The sequence below is a fragment of the Methylibium petroleiphilum PM1 genome (genome assembly GCF_000015725.1).
GTDB classification, from domain to species: Bacteria; Pseudomonadota; Gammaproteobacteria; order Burkholderiales; family Burkholderiaceae_C; genus Methylibium; species Methylibium petroleiphilum.
In genome coordinates this window covers 1,482,202-1,501,038 of sequence record NC_008825.1, presented here as the reverse complement: position 1 = coordinate 1,501,038, position 18,837 = coordinate 1,482,202, and the positions used below count along the sequence as shown (strand labels likewise).

18 protein-coding genes and 2 tRNA genes are annotated in these 18,837 nt (G+C 67.5%); 9 read left to right on the top strand and 11 right to left on the bottom strand.

Going from position 1 to position 18,837, the window contains the following annotated elements; all coding sequences use genetic code 11:
- The first annotated feature begins 1 nt into the window (after position 1).
- Positions 2 to 802 (top strand): ABC transporter ATP-binding protein, encoded by an 801-nt coding sequence (locus MPE_RS07010; protein WP_011828989.1) that lies wholly within the window; start codon positions 2 to 4, stop codon positions 800 to 802.
- 182 nt (positions 803 to 984) lie between these two features.
- Here MPE_RS07010 and lgt read toward each other — a convergent pair whose 3' ends face one another.
- Together lgt and MPE_RS07000 are read right to left on the bottom strand one after the other, a co-directional pair.
- The gene (gene lgt / locus MPE_RS07005; RefSeq protein ID WP_011828988.1) at positions 985 to 1,779 is read right to left on the bottom strand and encodes a prolipoprotein diacylglyceryl transferase; all 795 of its coding nucleotides are present in this window, start codon (positions 1,777 to 1,779) and stop codon (positions 985 to 987) included.
- Between the two features lie 75 nt (positions 1,780 to 1,854).
- Complete coding sequence (locus MPE_RS07000; protein WP_011828987.1) at positions 1,855 to 2,787, bottom strand: LysR family transcriptional regulator; 933 nt, start codon at positions 2,785 to 2,787, stop codon at positions 1,855 to 1,857.
- Positions 2,788 to 2,895: 108 nt separating this feature from the next.
- On the opposite strand from MPE_RS07000, the gene ilvD reads away from it, so the two are divergent.
- A complete protein-coding gene (ilvD, locus tag MPE_RS06995) occupies positions 2,896 to 4,578 on the top strand; it encodes a dihydroxy-acid dehydratase (protein ID WP_011828986.1) in 1,683 nt (560 codons plus the stop codon).
- 81 nt (positions 4,579 to 4,659) lie between these two features.
- Here ilvD and MPE_RS24975 read toward each other — a convergent pair whose 3' ends face one another.
- On the bottom strand, positions 4,660 to 5,064 hold the full coding sequence (locus MPE_RS24975) for a TIGR04438 family Trp-rich protein (RefSeq protein WP_081771338.1): 405 nt from the start codon (positions 5,062 to 5,064) through the stop codon (positions 4,660 to 4,662).
- A gap of 108 nt (positions 5,065 to 5,172) precedes the next feature.
- On the opposite strand from MPE_RS24975, the gene MPE_RS06985 reads away from it, so the two are divergent.
- The gene (locus tag MPE_RS06985) at positions 5,173 to 5,481 is read left to right on the top strand and encodes a c-type cytochrome (RefSeq protein WP_036228610.1); all 309 of its coding nucleotides are present in this window, start codon (positions 5,173 to 5,175) and stop codon (positions 5,479 to 5,481) included.
- A gap of 82 nt (positions 5,482 to 5,563) precedes the next feature.
- Here MPE_RS06985 and acs read toward each other — a convergent pair whose 3' ends face one another.
- A complete protein-coding gene (gene acs, locus MPE_RS06980; RefSeq protein WP_041929579.1) occupies positions 5,564 to 7,534 on the bottom strand; it encodes an acetate--CoA ligase in 1,971 nt (656 codons plus the stop codon).
- 199 nt (positions 7,535 to 7,733) lie between these two features.
- On the opposite strand from acs, the gene MPE_RS06975 reads away from it, so the two are divergent.
- The 4 genes from MPE_RS06975 to MPE_RS24970 all read left to right on the top strand — a co-directional run bounded on the left by MPE_RS06975 (position 7,734) and on the right by MPE_RS24970 (position 10,734).
- Positions 7,734 to 8,339, top strand: a complete 606-nt coding sequence (locus MPE_RS06975) for a TIGR00645 family protein (RefSeq protein WP_011828983.1) — start codon at positions 7,734 to 7,736, stop codon at positions 8,337 to 8,339.
- Positions 8,340 to 8,367: 28 nt separating this feature from the next.
- Complete coding sequence (locus MPE_RS06970) at positions 8,368 to 8,910, top strand: DUF2062 domain-containing protein (RefSeq protein WP_011828982.1); 543 nt, start codon at positions 8,368 to 8,370, stop codon at positions 8,908 to 8,910.
- A 94-nt stretch (positions 8,911 to 9,004) separates the two neighbouring features.
- A complete protein-coding gene (locus tag MPE_RS06965; RefSeq protein WP_011828981.1) occupies positions 9,005 to 10,528 on the top strand; it encodes a fumarate hydratase in 1,524 nt (507 codons plus the stop codon).
- On the top strand, positions 10,486 to 10,734 hold the full coding sequence (locus tag MPE_RS24970; protein ID WP_083767951.1) for a cysteine-rich CWC family protein: 249 nt from the start codon (positions 10,486 to 10,488) through the stop codon (positions 10,732 to 10,734). Before MPE_RS06965 ends, MPE_RS24970 begins: the two co-directional genes overlap by 43 nt.
- On the opposite strand, the gene MPE_RS06960 is transcribed toward MPE_RS24970, so the two are convergent.
- The 6 genes from MPE_RS06960 to MPE_RS06935 form a co-directional block, all read right to left on the bottom strand.
- A complete protein-coding gene (locus MPE_RS06960) occupies positions 10,721 to 10,999 on the bottom strand; it encodes a DUF427 domain-containing protein (protein WP_011828980.1) in 279 nt (92 codons plus the stop codon). The two genes, MPE_RS24970 and MPE_RS06960, sit on opposite strands and share 14 nt — an antisense overlap.
- Positions 11,000 to 11,013: 14 nt before the next feature.
- Complete coding sequence (egtD, locus tag MPE_RS06955) at positions 11,014 to 12,009, bottom strand: L-histidine N(alpha)-methyltransferase (protein ID WP_375136165.1); 996 nt, start codon at positions 12,007 to 12,009, stop codon at positions 11,014 to 11,016.
- 11 nt (positions 12,010 to 12,020) lie between these two features.
- Complete coding sequence (gene egtB / locus MPE_RS06950; protein ID WP_011828978.1) at positions 12,021 to 13,301, bottom strand: ergothioneine biosynthesis protein EgtB; 1,281 nt, start codon at positions 13,299 to 13,301, stop codon at positions 12,021 to 12,023.
- A 76-nt stretch (positions 13,302 to 13,377) separates the two neighbouring features.
- A tRNA-Arg gene (locus MPE_RS06945) sits at positions 13,378 to 13,454 on the bottom strand.
- A 65-nt stretch (positions 13,455 to 13,519) separates the two neighbouring features.
- Positions 13,520 to 14,812, bottom strand: a complete 1,293-nt coding sequence (locus tag MPE_RS06940; protein WP_011828977.1) for a right-handed parallel beta-helix repeat-containing protein — start codon at positions 14,810 to 14,812, stop codon at positions 13,520 to 13,522.
- A gap of 158 nt (positions 14,813 to 14,970) precedes the next feature.
- The gene (locus MPE_RS06935; protein ID WP_041929577.1) at positions 14,971 to 17,187 is read right to left on the bottom strand and encodes a hybrid sensor histidine kinase/response regulator; all 2,217 of its coding nucleotides are present in this window, start codon (positions 17,185 to 17,187) and stop codon (positions 14,971 to 14,973) included.
- Between the two features lie 80 nt (positions 17,188 to 17,267).
- Between MPE_RS06935 and MPE_RS06930 the strand changes: the two genes are divergently transcribed.
- Positions 17,268 to 18,233: an MBL fold metallo-hydrolase gene (locus MPE_RS06930; RefSeq protein ID WP_193373379.1), complete on the top strand. Its 966-nt coding sequence runs from the start codon at positions 17,268 to 17,270 to the stop codon at positions 18,231 to 18,233.
- A 122-nt stretch (positions 18,234 to 18,355) separates the two neighbouring features.
- The gene (locus MPE_RS23915) at positions 18,356 to 18,646 is read left to right on the top strand and encodes a hypothetical protein (RefSeq protein ID WP_148210911.1); all 291 of its coding nucleotides are present in this window, start codon (positions 18,356 to 18,358) and stop codon (positions 18,644 to 18,646) included.
- A gap of 79 nt (positions 18,647 to 18,725) precedes the next feature.
- On the opposite strand, the gene MPE_RS06925 is transcribed toward MPE_RS23915, so the two are convergent.
- Positions 18,726 to 18,802: transfer RNA gene (locus MPE_RS06925), tRNA-Pro, on the bottom strand.
- Between the last annotated feature and the right edge of the window lie 35 nt (positions 18,803 to 18,837).

The following is an 18,837-nucleotide window of genomic DNA, read 5'->3' as shown; positions in this document are numbered from 1 at the left end:
CATGACCAGCTTCATCGAAGTGCAGAACGCCGAGATGGTGTTCACCACGCGCAAGGGCCGCTTCCATGCGCTGCGCGAGATCAACCTGCAGATCGAGCGCGGCGAGTTCATCACGCTGATCGGCCATTCGGGCTGCGGCAAGTCGACCCTGCTCAACCTGATCGCCGGCCTGCTGACGCCCAGCAGTGGCGTGCTGCTGTGCGACAACCGCGAGATCGCGGCACCGGGCCCGGAGCGTGCGGTGGTGTTCCAGAACCACTCGCTGCTACCGTGGCTGACCTGCTACGAGAACGTGCACCTCGGCGTGGAGCGCGTGTTCGGCGCGAGCGAGTCGAAGGAACAGCTCAAGGAACGCACTCAAGCGGCGCTCGCGCTGGTGGGCATGTCGCACGCGATCGCGAAGCGCCCCCACGAGATCTCCGGTGGCATGAAGCAGCGCGTCGGCATCGCCCGTGCGCTGGCGATGGAGCCCAAGGTGCTGCTGATGGACGAACCGTTCGGCGCGCTCGATGCCCTCACCCGCGCCCACCTGCAGGACGAGTTGCTGAAGATCGTGGCACGCACCCGCAGCACCGTCGTGATGGTGACCCACGACGTCGACGAGGCGGTACTGCTCAGCGATCGCGTGGTGATGATGACCAACGGCCCGGCCGCCACCATCGGCGAGATCCTGACGGTGGACCTGGCGCGCCCGCGCCTGCGGGTGGAACTCGCCGAAGATCCCGCTTATGTGCACTACCGCAAGGAAGTGCTCGACTTCCTGTACACGCGTCACGGTCACGTCGAACGCGAGGCCGCGTGAGCCAGGCTGTTCTGCCACACACCTGGCATACCAGTTGCTGAAGATGCAGTGACTGGCGCCTGAGCCGCGCAGTCGCTGTCTCCTCAGCAGGGCTAGTCCCTTTTATCCCGCCCGACCGCGAGGTCGGGCGGTTTTTCTGGGTCAATCGCACACAAAGAGTGCGCACCCTCCAAGTGCGACGGTCAGGCCCGTCGGCCGGCCCACACCCAGAGCGCCACGCCGGCCGCCACCATCGGCACGCACAGCCACTGTCCCATGCTCATGCCCAGCGCCAGCAGGCCCAGGAAGCCGTCCGGCTCACGGAAGTATTCGGCGATGAAGCGCAGCACGCCATAGCCCACCAGGAAGGCGCCCGAGACCTGCCCGGTCGCACGCGGCTTGCGCGCATAGAGCCACAGCACGACGAACAGCAGCAGCCCTTCGAGCGCGAACTGGTACAGCGGCGACGGATGACGAGGGATCTCGCTGCCCGACTGCGGATAGACCATCGCCCACGGCAAGGATGGATCGGCCGCCCGGCCCCACAGCTCGCCGTTGATGAAATTGCCGATGCGTCCGCTGGCCAGACCGGTCGGCACGCAGGGCGCAATGAGGTCGGTCACCTCGAGCCAGCGTCGCCCGCGGGTGCGGGCGAACAGCGCCATCGCGCCGATCACGCCGAGCAGGCCACCGTGGAAGGCCATGCCGCCCTTCCAGACCTCGAACACCTCCAGTGGATGCGCCGCGTAGTAGCCGGGCTTGTAGAACAGTACATAGCCGAGCCGCCCACCGATGATCACGCCCAGCACGCCATAGAACAGCAGGTCCTCGACATCGCGTCGCGTCCAGCCGGTCTCCCTGAACGGCGAATGCTGCACCCGGAGCGACGCGAGCCACAGGAACAGGCCGAAGGCCACCAGGTAGGTCAGACCGTACCAGTGGATCGCCAGCGGCCCGAGTTCCAGGGCCACGGGGTCGAACTGCGGATGGATCAGCATGGGCGTGTCGGTTGCGGCCGCCGGGGGCCGCAGGCATCTGGACAGGCCGGCACGATAACGCAGCGCCCCGCGACCTCAACCGCCTGGCGACGGCGCGGCGCGCACGAAGTCGACGAAGCGCGCCACCACCGCCGGCGGTTCGCGGCGCCACACCAGGCTCGTCTCGCAGCGTGGCGCGCCGACGGCCAGCGACGGCGGCAGGGCACGGTAGACCACCCCGCGGCGCTGCATGCGGGTCACCACCTCGGGCACCCAGGCCACGCCCAGCCCGGCCGACACCAGGTTGACGATCGTCTGCATCTGAATCGCCTCCTGCGCGATCGTCGGCACCGCGCCGTGGCGGTGGTAGTAAGCCAGGACCGCATCGAACAGCGAGGGCGCGATCGGCCGGGGAAAGATCACCAACGGCTGCGCCATCAGGACCGGGAGGGACAGGCGCGTGGCCCGGGCCAGCGGATGCGCCTCGGGGAGCGCCAGCACCAGCGGCTCCTCGAGCACGCGCAGGGCATCCAGCCCCGCGCTCTCCACCCCCGGGTCCATGCCGCTGGCGTGCAGCATGAAGCCGGCATCCAGTTCGGACCGCGCGAAGGCGTGGCGTTGCACGTCGGTCGTGACCTCACGCAACTCGACCTCGATGCGCGGGTGGCGCTCCCGGAAGCCACGCAGCCAGTCCGGCAAGGGGCCGAACCCCAGCGTCGACACGAAGCCCAGGCGCAGCCGCCCGACATCGCCCTCGCCCACCGCACGCGCCAGCACCGACAAGGCCTCCCCCTGCGCCAGCCACTGACGCACCGGTTGCAGCAGCGCGGCCCCGGCGGGCGCAAGCGTCACCGTGCGGCGGTTGCGCACGAACAGCGGCTGCCCCAGGCGCCGCTCCAGTTGCTGGATCGCCATCGTCAGCGGCGGCTGCGTCATGTGCAGTCGCTGCGCGGCACGGCCGAAGTGCAGCAGTTCCGCCACGGCGAGGAACTGCCGCCAGACGCGCACGTCGATCAGGTCGTTGGTCATTCACCAAGCATATCAATCGAGCCGCCAACATATATTGGACGAAGACAGAGGCCTAGGCCGATACTCGCGCCGCACGCCTACCAACCGCCAGCCCAGGAGCCCGCCATCATGAGCATCAACCGCCGTTCGAAGAACATCACCGAAGGCGTGGCCCGCGCACCCAACCGCTCGATGTACTACGCGATGGGCTACCAGGAGGCCGACTTCAAGAAGCCGATGATCGGCGTGGCGAACGGCCACTCGACCATCACGCCCTGCAACTCGGGCCTGCAGAAGCTGGCCGACGCCGCGGTCGAGGGCATCGAGGCGGCCGGCGGCAATGCACAGATCTTCGGCACCCCCACCATCAGCGACGGCATGGCGATGGGCACCGAGGGCATGAAGTACTCGCTGGTCTCGCGCGAGGTCATCGCCGACTGCGTGGAAACCTGCGTCGGCGGCCAGTGGATGGACGGCGTGCTGGTGGTCGGCGGCTGCGACAAGAACATGCCGGGCGGCATGATGGGCATGCTGCGCGCCAACGTGCCCGCGATCTACGTCTACGGCGGCACCATCCTGCCGGGAAAGTACAAGGGCCAGGATCTCAACATCGTCAGCGTGTTCGAGGCCGTCGGCCAGTTCACCGCGGGCAACATGAGCGAGGAAGACTTCTGCCAGATCGAGCGACGCGCGATCCCGGGCAGTGGCTCCTGCGGGGGCATGTACACCGCCAACACCATGAGTTCGGCCTTCGAGGCCCTGGGCATGAGCCTGCCGTTCGCCTCCACGATGGCCAATGTCGAGGACCCGATCGTCGCGCACACCAAGGAAGCGGCGCGCGTGCTGGTCGAGGCAGTGAAGGCCGACCTCAAGCCGCGTGACATCGTCACACGCAAGAGCATCGAGAACGCGGTCGCGGTGATCATGGCCACCGGCGGCTCGACCAATGCGGTGCTGCACTTCCTGGCCATCGCGCACGCCGCCGGCGTCGAGTGGACGATCGACGACTTCGAGCGCGTGCGCCGCAAGGTGCCGGTGCTGTGCGACCTCAAACCCAGCGGCAGGTACCTGGCGATCGACCTGCACCGCGCCGGCGGCATCCCGCAGGTGATGAAGACGCTGCTCGCCGCCGGGCTGATCCACGGCGACTGCATCACCATCACCGGAAGGACCGTGGCCGAGAACCTGGCCGACATCCCCGATGCGCCGCGCGCCGACCAGGACGTGATCCGCCCGATCACGAAGCCGATGTACGAGCAAGGCCACCTGGCCATCCTGAAGGGCAACCTGTCGCCTGAGGGCGCCGTGGCCAAGATCACCGGCCTGAAGAATCCCAGCATCACTGGCCCGGCGCGCGTGTTCGACGACGAGCAGTCGGCGCTGGCCGCCATCATGGCCAAGCAGATCCAGGCCGGCGACGTGATGGTGCTGCGCTACCTGGGCCCGATGGGGGGCCCGGGCATGCCCGAGATGCTGGCGCCGACCGGTGCGCTGATCGGCCAAGGGCTGGGCGAATCGGTGGGGCTCATCACCGACGGCCGCTTCTCCGGCGGCACCTGGGGCATGGTGGTCGGCCACGTGGCACCTGAGGCCGCGGCCGGCGGCACGATCGCGCTGGTGCAGGAAGGCGACTCGATCACCATCGATGCGCACACGCTGGTGCTCAACCTCAACGTGAGCGAGGCCGAGATCGCAAAGCGTCGCGCCGCCTGGAAGGCACCGGCGCCGCGCTACACACGCGGCGTGCTGGCCAAGTTCGCGAAGAACGCGTCAAGCGCCAGCAGCGGCGCGGTATTGGACCGCTTCGAGTAGGTAGGCGGCGGGACCGGACCGCAAGGAAAAGGCGACCCGCGGGTCGCCTTGTTCATGGTCGGACGCTTGCGCGAACAGTGATCAGCGCTTGGTGTCCGGTCCGCCGTCGATGCGGCTGGTGCTCTGGCTGTCGAAGCGGCTGTTGAGTACGGAATCCCGGGCCTTCTGGCGCTGCGCCTCACGCTGACCTTCGATCTTGTCGGTCCGCTTCGCCTGGGACGCCTTGAAGGCGGCCGCCTTCTTCTTCTCGAAGCCGCGCGGGTCGATCCCCAGTGCGGCCATGCTCTTGTTGCGACGAGCGACCTTGCGCTCGTCCATCTTTTCCATTTCCTTGCGCTTGGTGTAACCCGACATGTCGGCCCAGGTCCACCAGATCACGGCCAGCGCGAACGGCGCCAGCACGGCCCACCACGACCAAACGCCGACCACCCCGATGTCGAGCAGTTTCAACGCGGACAACACGACGCCCAGGACCACGAACCACATCGCCTTCTCCTCTGCCGGCGCTTGCCGGCCGCGCGCGCAGGTCAACCCCGCCCACGTACAATGCGTTGGGCACTTTACCCCAGCCATGACACAGCAAGGAGACCCTCGATGAACCCGAAAGTGATGATGTGTGTGGTCGTTGGCGCCTTGAGCGCCGCACCCGCCTTCGCCAACGCCGATCTGGCGCAGAAGAAGAACTGCATGGCCTGCCATCAGGTCGACCAGAAGGTCCTGGGCCCGTCGTTCAAGGCCGTGGCTGCCAAGTACGCCGGCGACAAGGATGCCGTGGCGAAACTGTCCACCAAGGTCATCAAGGGCGGCTCGGGTTCCTTCGGTCAGATCCCCATGCCGGCCAATCCGCAGGTGAACGAAGCCGAAGCCCAGCAACTGGTGACCTGGATCCTCGGCCTGAAGTGATCTGTGCAGGCCGCGCCAGCGGCCTCGCCAAAACAGAAAGGGCCCCGCATGCGGGGCCCTTTTTCATGTCCGACAGAGCACGTCAGTTGGTCTGAGCCAACTGCTCGAGGATGGCCGGATTCTCCAGGGTCGAGGTGTCCTGGGTGATGGCCTCGCCCTTGGCGATCGAGCGCAGCAGGCGGCGCATGATCTTCCCGGAGCGGGTCTTGGGCAGGTTGTCGCCGAAGCGGATGTCCTTGGGCTTGGCGATCGGGCCGATCTCCTTGCCGACCCAGTTGCGCAGTTCGGCAGCGATCTTCTTCGCTTCCTCACCGGTCGGACGAGGGCGCTTCAGCACCACGAACGCGCAGATCGCCTCGCCGGTGGTGTCGTCCGGGCGGCCGACCACCGCCGCTTCCGCGACGAGTTCGGTGTGCGAGACCAGCGCCGACTCGATCTCCATCGTGCCCATGCGGTGGCCTGACACGTTCAGCACGTCGTCGATGCGACCGGTGATGGTGAAGTAGCCGGTCTTCTCGTCGCGGATCGCGCCGTCGCCGGCCAGGTAGTACTTGCCCTTGAAGTCTTCCGGGTAATAGCTCTTCTTGAAGCGCTCCGGGTCGCCCCAGATCGTGCGGATCATGCTGGGCCAGGGCTGCTTCACCACCAGGATGCCACCTTGCCCGTTCGGCACGTCCTTGCCGGTTTCATCGACGATCGCGGCCTGGATGCCGGGGAACGGCAGCGTGCACGAACCCGGCACCAGCGGCGTCGCGCCCGGCAGCGGCGTGATCATGTGGCCGCCGGTCTCGGTCTGCCAGAAGGTGTCGACGATCGGGCAGCGGCCGCCGCCGATGTGCTGGTGGTACCACTCCCAGGCGGCCGGGTTGATGGGCTCGCCCACCGAACCGAGGATGCGCAGGCTGGAGAGGTCGTACTTCTTCGGGTGCACCGCCTCGTTGCCCTCGGCGGCCTTGATCAGCGAGCGGATCGCCGTCGGCGCGGTGTAGAAGACGGAGACCTTGTGCTTCTGGATCATCTGCCAGAAGCGGCCAGCGTCCGGATAGGTCGGCACACCCTCGAACACGATCTCGGTGCCGCCCAGCGCCAACGGGCCGTAGGTGATGTAGCTGTGCCCGGTGACCCAGCCGATGTCGGCAGTGCACCAGAAGATGTCGTCGTCCTTCAGGTCGAAGGTCCACTTGGTGGTGAGCGCCGCGTGGAGCAGGTAACCGCCGCTGGCGTGCTGAACGCCCTTGGGCTTGCCGGTCGAGCCCGAGGTGTAGAGCAGGAACAGCGGATGCTCCGCCTCGACCCACTCCGGCTCGCAGGTGTCGGCCTGGCCGGCGAGCAGTTCGTTCAGCCAGACGTCGCGCCCGGCCTGGAAGCCGACGTCGGCGCCGGTGCGCTTGGCGACGAGCACATGCCTGACGCTCTCGCAACCACCCAGCGCCAGCGCCTCGTCGACGATCGCCTTCAGCGGCAACTGCTTGCCGCCGCGCACCTGCTGGTCCGCGGTGATCACGGCCACTGCGCCGGTATCGGCGATGCGGTCGCGCAGGCTCTGCGCCGAGAAACCGCCGAACACGACCGAATGGGTCGCCCCGATGCGGGCGCAGGCCTGCATCGCCGCCACGCCCTCGATCGACATGGAGATGTAGATGACGACGCGGTCACCCTTCTTCACGCCCAGCGAGCGCAGGCCGTTGGCGAGCCGGCAGGTCTGGGCCAGCAGCTGGCGGTAGGAGGCGGTGGTCACCTTGCCGTCATCGGCCTCGAAGATGATGGCCGTCTTGTCGCCCAGGCCGCGCTCGACGTTGCGGTCGAGACAGTTGTAGGAGACGTTCAGCGTGCCGTCCTCGAACCACTTGAAGAACGGTGCATCGCTGTCGTTCAGCACCTTGGTGAAAGGCTTCTTCCAACTCACCAGTTCCCGTGCCAGCCGCCCCCAGTAGCCCTGATAGTCGGCCGCGGCCTCGGCGACCAGCTTGTCGTAGGCCGCCATGCCCGAAACATGGGCAGCGCCGGCGAGCTCCGCCGGAGGGAGGTAGATGTGGGGTTCCTGACTGCTCATGTTCGTCTCCTCGAGGCGTAGTTGTCGGTCGGCACCATAGGCAGACGCTCTTACGATGCCCTTACTCGCAGCTTGGCAATGTAGCGCGGACCGGCAGACCCTGACCATTGCGGCTAGCCCCGAGCCATTGCTTCATGCGGGCACGCTCCCACGGAGCGGTGTTCAATAGAATCTGCGCCTCCTCCTTCGTTCCCTCCCCATGTCCGCCTCCCCTGACCCGATCAAGAACAAGCTCCCCGCCCTGCCCAATCTGATCTTCGCCAGCCGGTGGCTTCAGCTGCCGCTGTACCTGGGCCTGATCCTGGCGCAGGTGGTCTATGTCTTCCATTTCTGGGTAGAACTGGTCCACCTGATCGAGGCGGCGTTCGGCAACACCGAGGCACTGCAGAAGCTGGTGACCAGCATCGGCTACAAGACCGACGCACCCATCGCGAGCCTGAACGAGACGGTGATCATGCTGGTGGTGCTGGCGCTGATCGACGTGGTGATGATCAGCAACCTGCTGATCATGGTCATCGTCGGCGGTTACGAGACCTTCGTGTCGCGCATGAATCTCGAGGGCCACCCCGACCAGCCCGAGTGGCTGAGCCACGTCAACGCCTCGGTGCTGAAGGTCAAGCTGGCCACGGCCATCATCGGCATCAGCTCGATCCACCTGCTCAAGACCTTCATCAACGCGGGCAACTACACCGACAAGGTGCTGCTGTGGCAGACCCTGATCCACATCACCTTCCTGCTGTCCGCGCTCGCCATCGCCTACACCGACAAGCTGATGACAGCAGCGACTCACCAGGAAAAGCACTGACTCCGCCGCGGCCCCGGCGGCAGCCCGCGTGAAACGCTGGATCCCCACCCGCGAGCAGCTTCGCCGCTCGAAATGGCTGCGCCCGGTCGCGCACCATCTCGACAACGAGCGCCTGTGGCGCACCGACCGCGGCAGCGTGGCGCGGGCGGTCGCCATCGGGGTGTTCGTCGGCTTCATGCTGCCGGTGGCGCAGTTCCTGTTCGCCATCGCCGTGGCGATCGCGCTGCGCGGCCATGTCGCGATCGCGGCGGCAGCCACGCTGATCACGAATCCCTTCACCTTCCCTCCGATCTACTGGGCCGCCTACAAGATCGGCCGATTCCTGCTCGGTGAACCGGACGACGAGGCCGCGGCGCTGCGGGTCGAAAGCGAGACCGCGGCGCTGCTCGAGCAACAGGGCTTCATCGAAGGGCTGTGGACGGCCGCGCAATCAGCCGGTGCGCCGCTGCTCGTGGGACTGGCTTCGCTGGCCGTGATCGGTGCGGCCACCGGCTTCACGCTGGTCTGGCTGCTCTGGCGGCCCCGGCCCGAGCATCGGCCGGACGAGGACGAGCGTCCCCCCGAACAGTAAACTTATCGACTTGCCCTGGTGCCGCTGCCCGGCAGACCGGCCGGGTACCGCCGCCCTCCGTTCCGCAGCCACTCCCCGATCACGGGACAGCCCCATGACCACGATCCGACACGCCGATCTCGTTGACAGCATCGCTGCCGCGCTGCAGTACATCAGCTACTACCACCCGGCAGACTACATCACGCACCTGGCGCGTGCCTACGAACAGGAGCAGAGCCCGGCCGCCAAGGACGCGATCGCGCAGATCCTCACCAACTCCAAGATGTGCGCCGAAGGACGCCGGCCGATCTGCCAGGACACCGGCATCGTCAACGTGTTCCTGAAGATCGGCATGGACGTGCGCTTCGAGGGCTTCGCCGGCTCGATCGAGGATGCCGTCAACGAGGGCGTGCGTCGCGGCTACCTGAACCCCGAGAACACCCTGCGCGCCAGCATCGTGGCCGATCCCCACTTCGAGCGCAAGAACACCAAGGACAACACCCCGGCCGTCGTGCACATGACGGTCGTGCCGGGCAACACGGTCGACGTGCAGGTGGCCGCCAAGGGCGGCGGCTCCGAGAACAAGAGCAAGTTCGTGATGCTCAACCCCAGCGACAGCCTGGTCGACTGGGTATTGAAAACGGTGCCGACGATGGGCGCCGGCTGGTGCCCGCCGGGCATGCTGGGCATCGGCATCGGCGGCTCGGCGGAGAAGGCCATGCTGATGGCCAAGGAGTCGCTGATGGGCGACATCGACATGTACGAGCTCAAGCAGCGCGGCCCGCAGAACAAGCTGGAGGAGCTGCGCATCGAGCTGTGCGACAAGATCAACGCCCTCGGCATCGGCGCCCAGGGCCTGGGCGGCCTGACCACGGTGCTCGACGTGAAGATCTCGACCTTCCCGACGCACGCGGCCAGCAAACCCGTGGCAATGATCCCGAACTGCGCCGCCACGCGCCACGCACACTTCGTGCTCGACGGCTCCGGCCCGTCCTACCTCGAGCCGCCGAGCCTGGACCTCTGGCCCGACGTGAAATGGGCTCCCGATTACAACAAGAGCAAGTCGGTCAATCTCGACACGCTGACGCGCGAGGAGGTGGCGAGCTGGAAGCCGGGCGACACGCTGCTGCTCAACGGCAAGATGCTCACCGGCCGCGACGCCGCGCACAAGCGCATCCAGGACATGCTGGCCAAGGGCGAGAAGCTGCCGGTGGACTTCACCAACCGCGTCATCTACTACGTCGGCCCGGTCGATCCGGTGCGCGACGAGGTGGTCGGCCCGGCTGGCCCGACCACCGCCACGCGCATGGACAAGTTCACCGAGATGATGCTGGCCCAGACCGGCCTGATCGGCATGATCGGCAAGGCCGAGCGCGGCCCGGCCGGCATCGAGGCGATCCGCAAGCACAAGAGCGCCTACCTGATGGCCGTCGGCGGCGCCGCCTACCTGGTGGCCAAGGCGATCAAGCAGGCCAAGGTGCTGGGCTTCGCCGACCTTGGCATGGAGGCGATCTACGAGTTCGACGTCAAGGACATGCCGGTGACGGTGGCCGTCGACTCGACCGGCAGCTCGGTGCACCAGACGGGACCGGCCGAATGGCAGGCGAAGATCGGCAAGATTCCGGTCGCCATCGCCTGAGCGCGGGGCCGCTGCAGGCCCCGGACTGCCCGGCCTGCGGCGGGCCGAACGGCTGCTCCGTGGCCGCGGCCGGCCGCTTCGACGTGGCCTGCTGGTGCAGCACCGTGTGCATCGCCCCCGAACGCCTGACCGGGCTGCCGCCCGAGCAACGCGGGGTCGCCTGCCTGTGCCGCCATTGCGCCGGCGCAGCGCCTAGGAGACCTTGACGCCCTTCCAGAACGCGACCCGACCCTTGATCTCGGCCGCGGCTTCCTTCGGTTCGGCGTAGTACCAGACGGCGTCCGGATTCAGGTCACCGTCGACCAGCAGCGAGTAGTAGCTCGCCTCGCCCTTCCACGAGCACATGGTGTGGTGGTTACTGCCGACCACGTACTCGCGCCGGAGCGCGCTCTCCGGAAAGTAGTGGTTGCCCTCGACCACCACGGTGTCGTCGCTCTCGGCGATGACCACGCCGTTCCACTCCGCCTTCATAGAAAACTCCCCCTTCACGCTGGCAGGGCCAGCCAATGGACGCTGAACAGCCGCTGCGGGTCGACCCACACTGCCCGGGGCGTGTAGCCAGCCTGCTCGGCCAGTGCGCGGAATCCCGCGACGCTGAACTTGTGCGAATTCTCGGTGTGGAGCGTGTCGCCTTCGGCGAACTCGAAGACATGGCCGCACAGCCGCACTTGCTGCGCACGGCGGCTCACCAGGTGCATCTCGATGCGCTGCTCGGCCGGCCGGTAAGGGGCGTAGTGCGCGAACTGGGCGAGATCGAAGTTCGCACCGAGTTCGCGGTTCGCGCGCGCCAGCAGATTCAGGTTGAACGCGGCCGTGACGCCGGCCGTGTCGTTGTAGGCGGCGTGCAGCAGCGCCGGATCCTTGACCAGATCGACGCCGATCAACAACCCGCCGCCGCGCAGCAGCACGGCCGTGCGGCGCAGAAAGCCCAGCGCTTCGTCGGGGCCGAAGTTGCCGATCGACGAGCCAGGGAAGAAGCCGACACGGCGACGGCTCGCGGCATGCGGTGCCGGCAGGTCGAAGGGTCGGGTGAAATCTGCGGCGATCGGGCGCACGTCCAGCCCCGGGTGGTCGGCACGCAGCGCATCGGCCGCGACGTGCAGGTGCTCGGCCGAGATGTCGATCGGAACGAAGCGACGTGGCCGCTGCAGCGCCCCCAGCAGCACGCGGATCTTGCGGCTCGAGCCGGCGCCGAACTCCACGATCTCGGCGTCCGGACCGATGCACTCGGCCATCTCGTCGGCCTGCGCTTTCATCAGGGCCAGTTCGGTGCGCGTCGGGTAGTACTCGGGCAGCTCGCAGATGCGGTCGAACAGCGCCGAGCCCTCGCGGTCGTAGAAGAACTTGGGCGCAATGCTGCGCGGCCGGCGCGCCAGCCCCGCTAGCAGCTCACGGGCGAAGTCGCCGTCGATCACCTGGTGCGGCGGCTGCGCGTCGGTCACGGGCAGCAGATGGGCGCGAGCATCGGGCGTGGCCCGCAACGGCTGCGTCGTCACGAGACATCCCTCGCGAGCCGCAGGCCCGCGAACTGCCAGCGCGCGCCCGGCGCAAAGAAGTTGCGGTAGCTCGGCCGCGCGTGCCCGCTCGGCGTCGCGCAGCTGCCGCCTCGCAGCACCAGCTGACCTACCATGAACTTGCCGTTGTATTCGGCCACGGCCCCGGCCTGCGGCCGGAACCCCGGGTAGGGATCGTAGGACGAACGCGTCCACTCCCAGACCTCACCCGTCCCTTCCAGCACGCCGTCGGCGGCCGCAGCCTCCCACTCGAACTCGGTCGGCAGGCGCGCACCGGCCCAGGTGGCGTAAGCGGCCGCCTCGTAGAAGCTCAGGTGGCTCACCGGCTCGTCGAGATCCAGCGCCCGCGGCCCCAGCAGCGTGAAGACCCCCGGGCATCGCGCCTCGGTGTCGCTCCAGTACAGCGGCGCGGCCCAGCCCTGCTGCTGCACGGCCGCCCAGCCATCGCTGAGCCACAGCTCGGGTCGACGGTAGCCGCCGTCGCGCATGAACTCGAGGAACTCGCGGTTGGCGACCGGCCGGCTGGCCAGTTCGTGCGCCTGCAGCAGTGCGCGGTGACACGGCGTCTCGTTGTCGAAGGCGAACGCCGTCGTGGAAGGCGCGCCGATGTCCGCGATACCGCCGGCGCGCGCCAGCCAGCGCAACGGCGGGCCACACACCGGTGCGGGATGCAGGCCGCGCGCGGCGAACACCCGGCCTTCGCCGTCCGGAGACGCGCTGCGGTAGCCGGGCTGCAGCGGGTTCAGCGACAGCAGGTGCTTGGCGTCGGTCAGCATCAGTTCCTGGTGCTGCTGCTCGTGCTGCAGGCCCAGCGCGATCAGCGGAAGCGCGGCCAGCCAAGCGGCGTCGTCCGACTCGCGAACGAAGGTGAGCATCGCCTCGTCGACATGACGCCGGTACTGCAGCACCTCCTCGTTCGACGGTCGCGTCAGCAGGCCACGCTGGGCGCGTGGATGACGCGGCCCGAGCGACTCGTAATAGGAGTTGAACAGGAAGGCGTAGCGCTCGTCGTGCACGCGGTAGCCTGGCTGGTGCGCCTGCAGCACCACGGTCTCGAAGAACCAGGTGGTGTGCGCGAGGTGCCACTTGGTGGGGCTGGCATCCGGCATCGACTGCACGCAGCGGTCTTCGGCCGACAGCGGCGCAGCGAGCTGCAGCGACTGCGACCGCACCGCCTCCAGGCGGCGGCGCCACACGATGCGCAGGCTGCGATCGACGGACGGCGCGGAGGACGACAACTCGGCAACACGGGAGTTCAAGACTTCACTCCTCGGTAGGTCATGTCGGCGGGCACGAAGGCCATACCGTGGATCGCCGGCACGGTGGTTTCCCAACTGGCCTGCCCGACAGGAATCGAACCTGTAACCCCCAGCTTAGAAGGCTGGTGCTCTATCCAGTTGAGCTACGGGCAGAGGGGGCCGGGGAAGTGTACGCGGCACCCCGTCACCGCGCAGGACATGGTCTCCCTGGCATGCCGTCAACGGCAGGGCGCCGGCACCTCGTCGAAGATCGATGCGTGAAGGCCTCCGTCGCCGAAGGTGTTGCCGCTGACTTCGACAGCCCCGCAGTTGCCGTTGTTCCACCACGGGTTCTGTTCGCCTTTCGAACTGGCGACCCACACCCGGTTGTTGCGGACGGCATGCCCGCTGCAGGCCCCCTTTCCCTGGTTCCAGACGTAGAGGCCGACATTGCTGTAGGTGACGGCCTTGTCCATCACGATGCGGTTGTTCTCGACCGAGACGTTCACGCCACCGGCGACCCCGATGCCCACATTGCGAACATGAACCACGACGTTGTCGTGCACCCAGGCGTTGCCGCCCGTGTCTCCATCGCCCACCACGATCGCCGTGCCGGAGTTGCTGACGGGGTGGCCTCCGCGCAGCCGGTTGTAGGCGATCTCGGTCGGGTCTTTCGCCAAGCCGGGCGAGTTGAACATGTTGATGTGGTCTTCCACGTTGCTGTGCGCAGCCCGCAGCGTGTCGGACACATTACAGGTGATCTTGCTCCCTGACTTGCCCGCATCGACGCCGTTGAACTGCACCATCTGTCCCCGCGGCATCGGACCGCGGATGTTAGTGACGTAGTTGCGGTCGAAGATGATCGGGTGCCGTCCGCCGTCGACGTAGAGCGCCGTCGATATGTCGTGGATGTAGTTGCGCTGCATGGTCAGGCGGGTGGCGCCTGGGCGCACGTCCACGCCCTTGCCTTCCTCGCCCGGCCCGCACGGTCCGATCTCGGCGTTGCGGATCGTCACATCGTTGACTGCCACAACGATGCAGGGGCCGCTGCTGCTGCGCACGCGCACACGTTCGATCACCTGGCCCTCGACGGCGACGATCGGCCCCACGATCGGATACTTGGCCGATTCCACCGGCGTCGGCACACCACCGACCGCCCTGGGCAGCGGGCTCGAGCGGCTCATCGGCGCCACCCGCGGACCAGCCGGTTCGATCACCGATGGCGCACCGGACAGGGGCTCGCGTGTCGTGACGCTCTCGACTTCGCAGCGCTTCTCGACGCCCAGCGCTGGGTCACCGAAAATGCCGTTGCTGCAGTTCACGCCGTCCTCGTGCACCCTGATCGACCAGCCGGCCGAGCCGGCACCGAAGCGCACCTTGCGACGTCCTGAGAACTGACACTGCGCGCGTTCTTCCGCGCAGGGCGTCCACGTCGCGCCGGCCGTCGCGGTCAATCCGTTGGTCTGCGCCGAGCTCGTGGGCAGCAGCATCAACAATGGCAATGTAGCGATCAACTTGAGCAAAGGGGACATGAGGTTCCTGGTGGAGTGCTGAAGAGAATGCGTGTGCCGTCCGGGTCCGCGCGGCTGACAGATTAGAAGCTTGCCGGCCCTCTCAGCCCAACACCACACCTGAGCAGGTGGAAATGGCGCAACGGCGCCTTCGCGCTCGTCGACAGATCCGGCAGGCGTCAGACCTGGCGCGAATGCTTCAGCAGCACGCTGACGAGTTCATCCGCATCGAGCGGCTTGGTGACGCGCTCGACCATGCCAGCCTCGATGCAGTGGGTGCGATCCTCCGCGAGCGCGTGACCGGTCTGGCCGATGATGGGCAACTCCGCGTCCAGCGAGTGGATGCGTCGCGCGGTCTCGTAGCCGTCGATGCCAGGCATCATCACGTCCAGCAGCACCGCGTTGTACTTCGGATCCAGCTGCGCGGCGACGCGGTCGATCGCCTCGTAGCCATCAGCCACCACCTCCGCGGAGGCCCCTTCCATCGACAGCATGCTCTCGATGACGATCTGATTGACCGGGTTGTCCTCGGCCACCAGCACGCGCATCCCGTCGAGCCTCGAATGCGGCAGCCGGCCCGCGGTCTCTTCGCGTTCGCCCCGTTGAGGCTGCAGCATCGTGTCGGCACCGACAGGCTCCGCGTCGGTGCCGACCGGCCCTTCGGGCTCCACCGAGGTCAAGGTCGAGCGCGCGAGCGGCAGGCGAATCGAAAACGTGGATCCGGCCCCCAGGTGGCTCGTGACCACGATCGAGCCATTCATCATCTCGACCAGCCGCTTGGTGATCGCCAGGCCCAGGCCGGTGCCTCCATAACGACGCGTGGTCGATCGATCGGCCTGCTCGAACGCCATGAAGAGCCGGGAGATCTGCTCTTCGGACATGCCCAGCCCGCTGTCCCGCACGTTGATGACCAGCTTGTCGCCGGAGACGCCGACCGTCACGTCCACCTGGCCGGACGCGGTGAACTTGACCGCATTCGACAGCAGGTTGAGCAGGATCTGCCCCAGCCGCAGGGGATCGACGACGATGACCTCGGGCACGCGACGGTCCACCATGAGGCACAGCGCGATGCCCTTGTCGCGCGCGAAGCCCCGGACCAGGTCGACCGCACGCTCCAGGGCCGGCCGCAGCATCGTGGGGGTTGGGTCCAGCAGGAGCTTGCCCGCCTCGATCTTGGACATGTCCAGCACGTCGTTCAGAATGCCCTGCAGCAGCTTGCCGGACTCGAGGATGCGCGCGAACTTCTGGCGCGCCTCCGGAACGACCGACGGATCGCGGTAGCCGATCTGCGCGAAGCCCAGCACGCCGTTGAGGGGCGTGCGGATCTCATGGCTGATGTTGGCCAGGAACAGCGACTTCGAGTCATTGGCCCGCACCGCCTGCTCCTTGGCCTCCTGGAGCAGCCGCAGCGCCCGCAGCTGGCCGCGCCCCGACCGGTACTGCTGCACCAACAACAGACAGAGCGCACCCGCCAGAACGAGCCAGAACGCCACCGTGATCGCCAGCTCCCGGTACCAGGGCGCCCGGAAGTCCGCCTCCGCCAGGCCGGCCAGGATGAAGACCGAATAGCCGCCGACCTGCCGGTACATCACGGCCCGCAGCACGCCGTCGATCGAGCTTCGGGTGCGGAACCGGTCCGCCGGCTTGCCTGACGCGAGCGAGTTCAGAACCTCCGGCGCCGCCACGCGCACCGGTTGCTCGTCCTGCGCCATCGGCGCGGCCGGCAGGCGCAGCAGGACTTCCCGGCGCGCGTTGAACAGCGTGATCACCCCTTGGGCGCCAAGCTTCAACGAGCCGAAGAATCCGTTCAGTTCCTCGAGATCGAGGTTGATGTAGACGACACCGGCGAAGGCGTTGCGGTGGTCGCGCAGCTGCTGGGCCAGCGGCAGCACCCAGCGGCCGGTGATGCGTGACTTGAGCGGCAGCCCCAGCACCATCGTCGAGGAACTCTTGGCTTCCTGGAAGAACTGGCGCCGCTCTACGCTGAGCCTCTGCGCAGGGTCGACACCCCCGCCATAGAGCACCAGCCCGGTGTGGTCGGCCGCGCGCAGTGCCGGGGCATCGGGGAGCCGCTTCTGCAACTCGAACAGTGCGGCATTGAACTCGGTCTCGCTCACCGGACCGGCCGCGCTCATCAGCGCGAAGCTCTGCGCCGCCGACTGCAGCACGAGGTCGGCCGCCTGCAAGCGGGTGAAGAGATAGCGCTCGAGGTTGAGCGTGAGGTTCTCGAGGTCATCATCGGCCGCGACCTGGTAGCGATCGAAGCTCTGCGCGAGCGAGACGCCCAGGAAGACGGCCACGGCCAGCAGCAGCAGCAAAGACCCGGCAGCCTGCCGCCGGAACGTACGACGCCATTCGACCAGACGAGCGCCCAAATTGCCTTCCTTGGCGGCCATGCCGCGAGCCCGAGCGGTTTTATCTCATGAGGCCTAGACTGCCTACCGCTCTATCCCTTAGCGACTCCCGAGAACGTCCCATGACTCGCAAACTCCTTGCCATCTTCGGGCTCATCGTCGCGCTGTCGGCCGGCGGCCCCGCCCTCACCGACAGCCGCGCCGAGGCGCCGCAGCAGAAGACCCAGGCGCCGGGCTACCACCGGATGATGCTGGGCGACTTCGAGATCACCGCGCTGTCCGATGGCACCGTGGACCTGCCGGTCGACCAGCTGCTGTCCGGCGCCCGGCCCGGCCAGGTGAAGCGCGCGCTGCAGCGGGCCTACCTGGGCGTGCCGCTCGAGACCTCGGTCAACGCCTACCTGGTCAACACCGGGACGCGGCTGGTGCTGATCGACACCGGCGCCGCCGGCCTGTTCGGCCCGACGCTCGGCAAGCTGCCGGCCCACCTGAAGGCCGCCGGCTACCTGCCCGAGCAGGTGGACGAGGTCTACATCACCCACCTTCACCCCGATCATGTGGGCGGCCTGCTCGCCGACGGCAAGGCGGCGTTCCCGAACGCGACGCTGCGCTTCGACCAGCACGACGCCGACTTCTGGCTCAGCAACGAGCAGATGGCCAGGGCGCCCGACGACGCCAAGGGCTTCTTCGCCGGCGCGATGGCCGCCGTCAAACCCTACCAGGACGCCGGCCGCCTGAAGACGTTCACGGGCAGCACCGACCTGGTGCCCGGGGTGCGCGCCGAGCCGGCGCCGGGCCACACGCCGGGTCACACCTTCTATGTCGTCGAGAGCCGCGGGCAGAAACTGGTGATCTGGGGCGACACGATGCACGTGGCCGCCGTGCAGTTTCCCGACCCCTCGATCGTCATCAAGTTCGATGTCGACTCGAAGACGGCGATGCCGCAGCGCCGCAAGGCCTTCGCCGATGCGGCCCGCCAAGGCTACTACGTGGCCATCGCTCATGTCTCGTTCCCGGGCATCGGACGCCTTCGTGCCGAGGGCAAGGGCTATGTCTGGGTGCCGCTGAACTACAGCAGCAAGCCGTGAATCCGAACCCGACAGGGAGCCGTCAACGCCGACCTCTGCCCCGATTGCTCGGCGCTTGATGTGGGTCAACGGCGGTGCTGCCCCGGCGCGCACAGCGCCCGCCGCCGTTGCCAGAATGGGTCATGAACAAGCTTCAGCGCGTGATCTGGGCCGAGGACTTCGCGACCGAATTGTCTCGATTGATCAGTGGTGGGATAGCCATGGGCGACTTCAGCGAGCGCGGCCTGAGGCTGTTTCCGACACACGGGCATATGGACCCGGGCGTCGTTGCGCAGGTGGAGTCCGACCGTTGGCACGCAGAGCAGCCGATCTGCGAATGTCGCGGCGCCGGAGCGGGCCCCTGCGCTGCTCGACCCAGATCATCGGCACTGCCCAGCGCTTTTGCCGGCGCCGGGATGCCGGGTTGTCGATAGGAGCGCTCGCCTCGGACGGGCCGGTCCGTCAGAAGCAAAAGCGGCCTGGAGGCTTCCACCTGACAGGCCGCATGAACATTGGTCGGGGCGGCGGGATTCGAACTCGCGACCTACTGGTCCCAAACCAGTTGCGCTACCAGGCTGCGCTACGCCCCGACTGAGCCGCGATTGTAGCCAGCGCACTTTGCCGA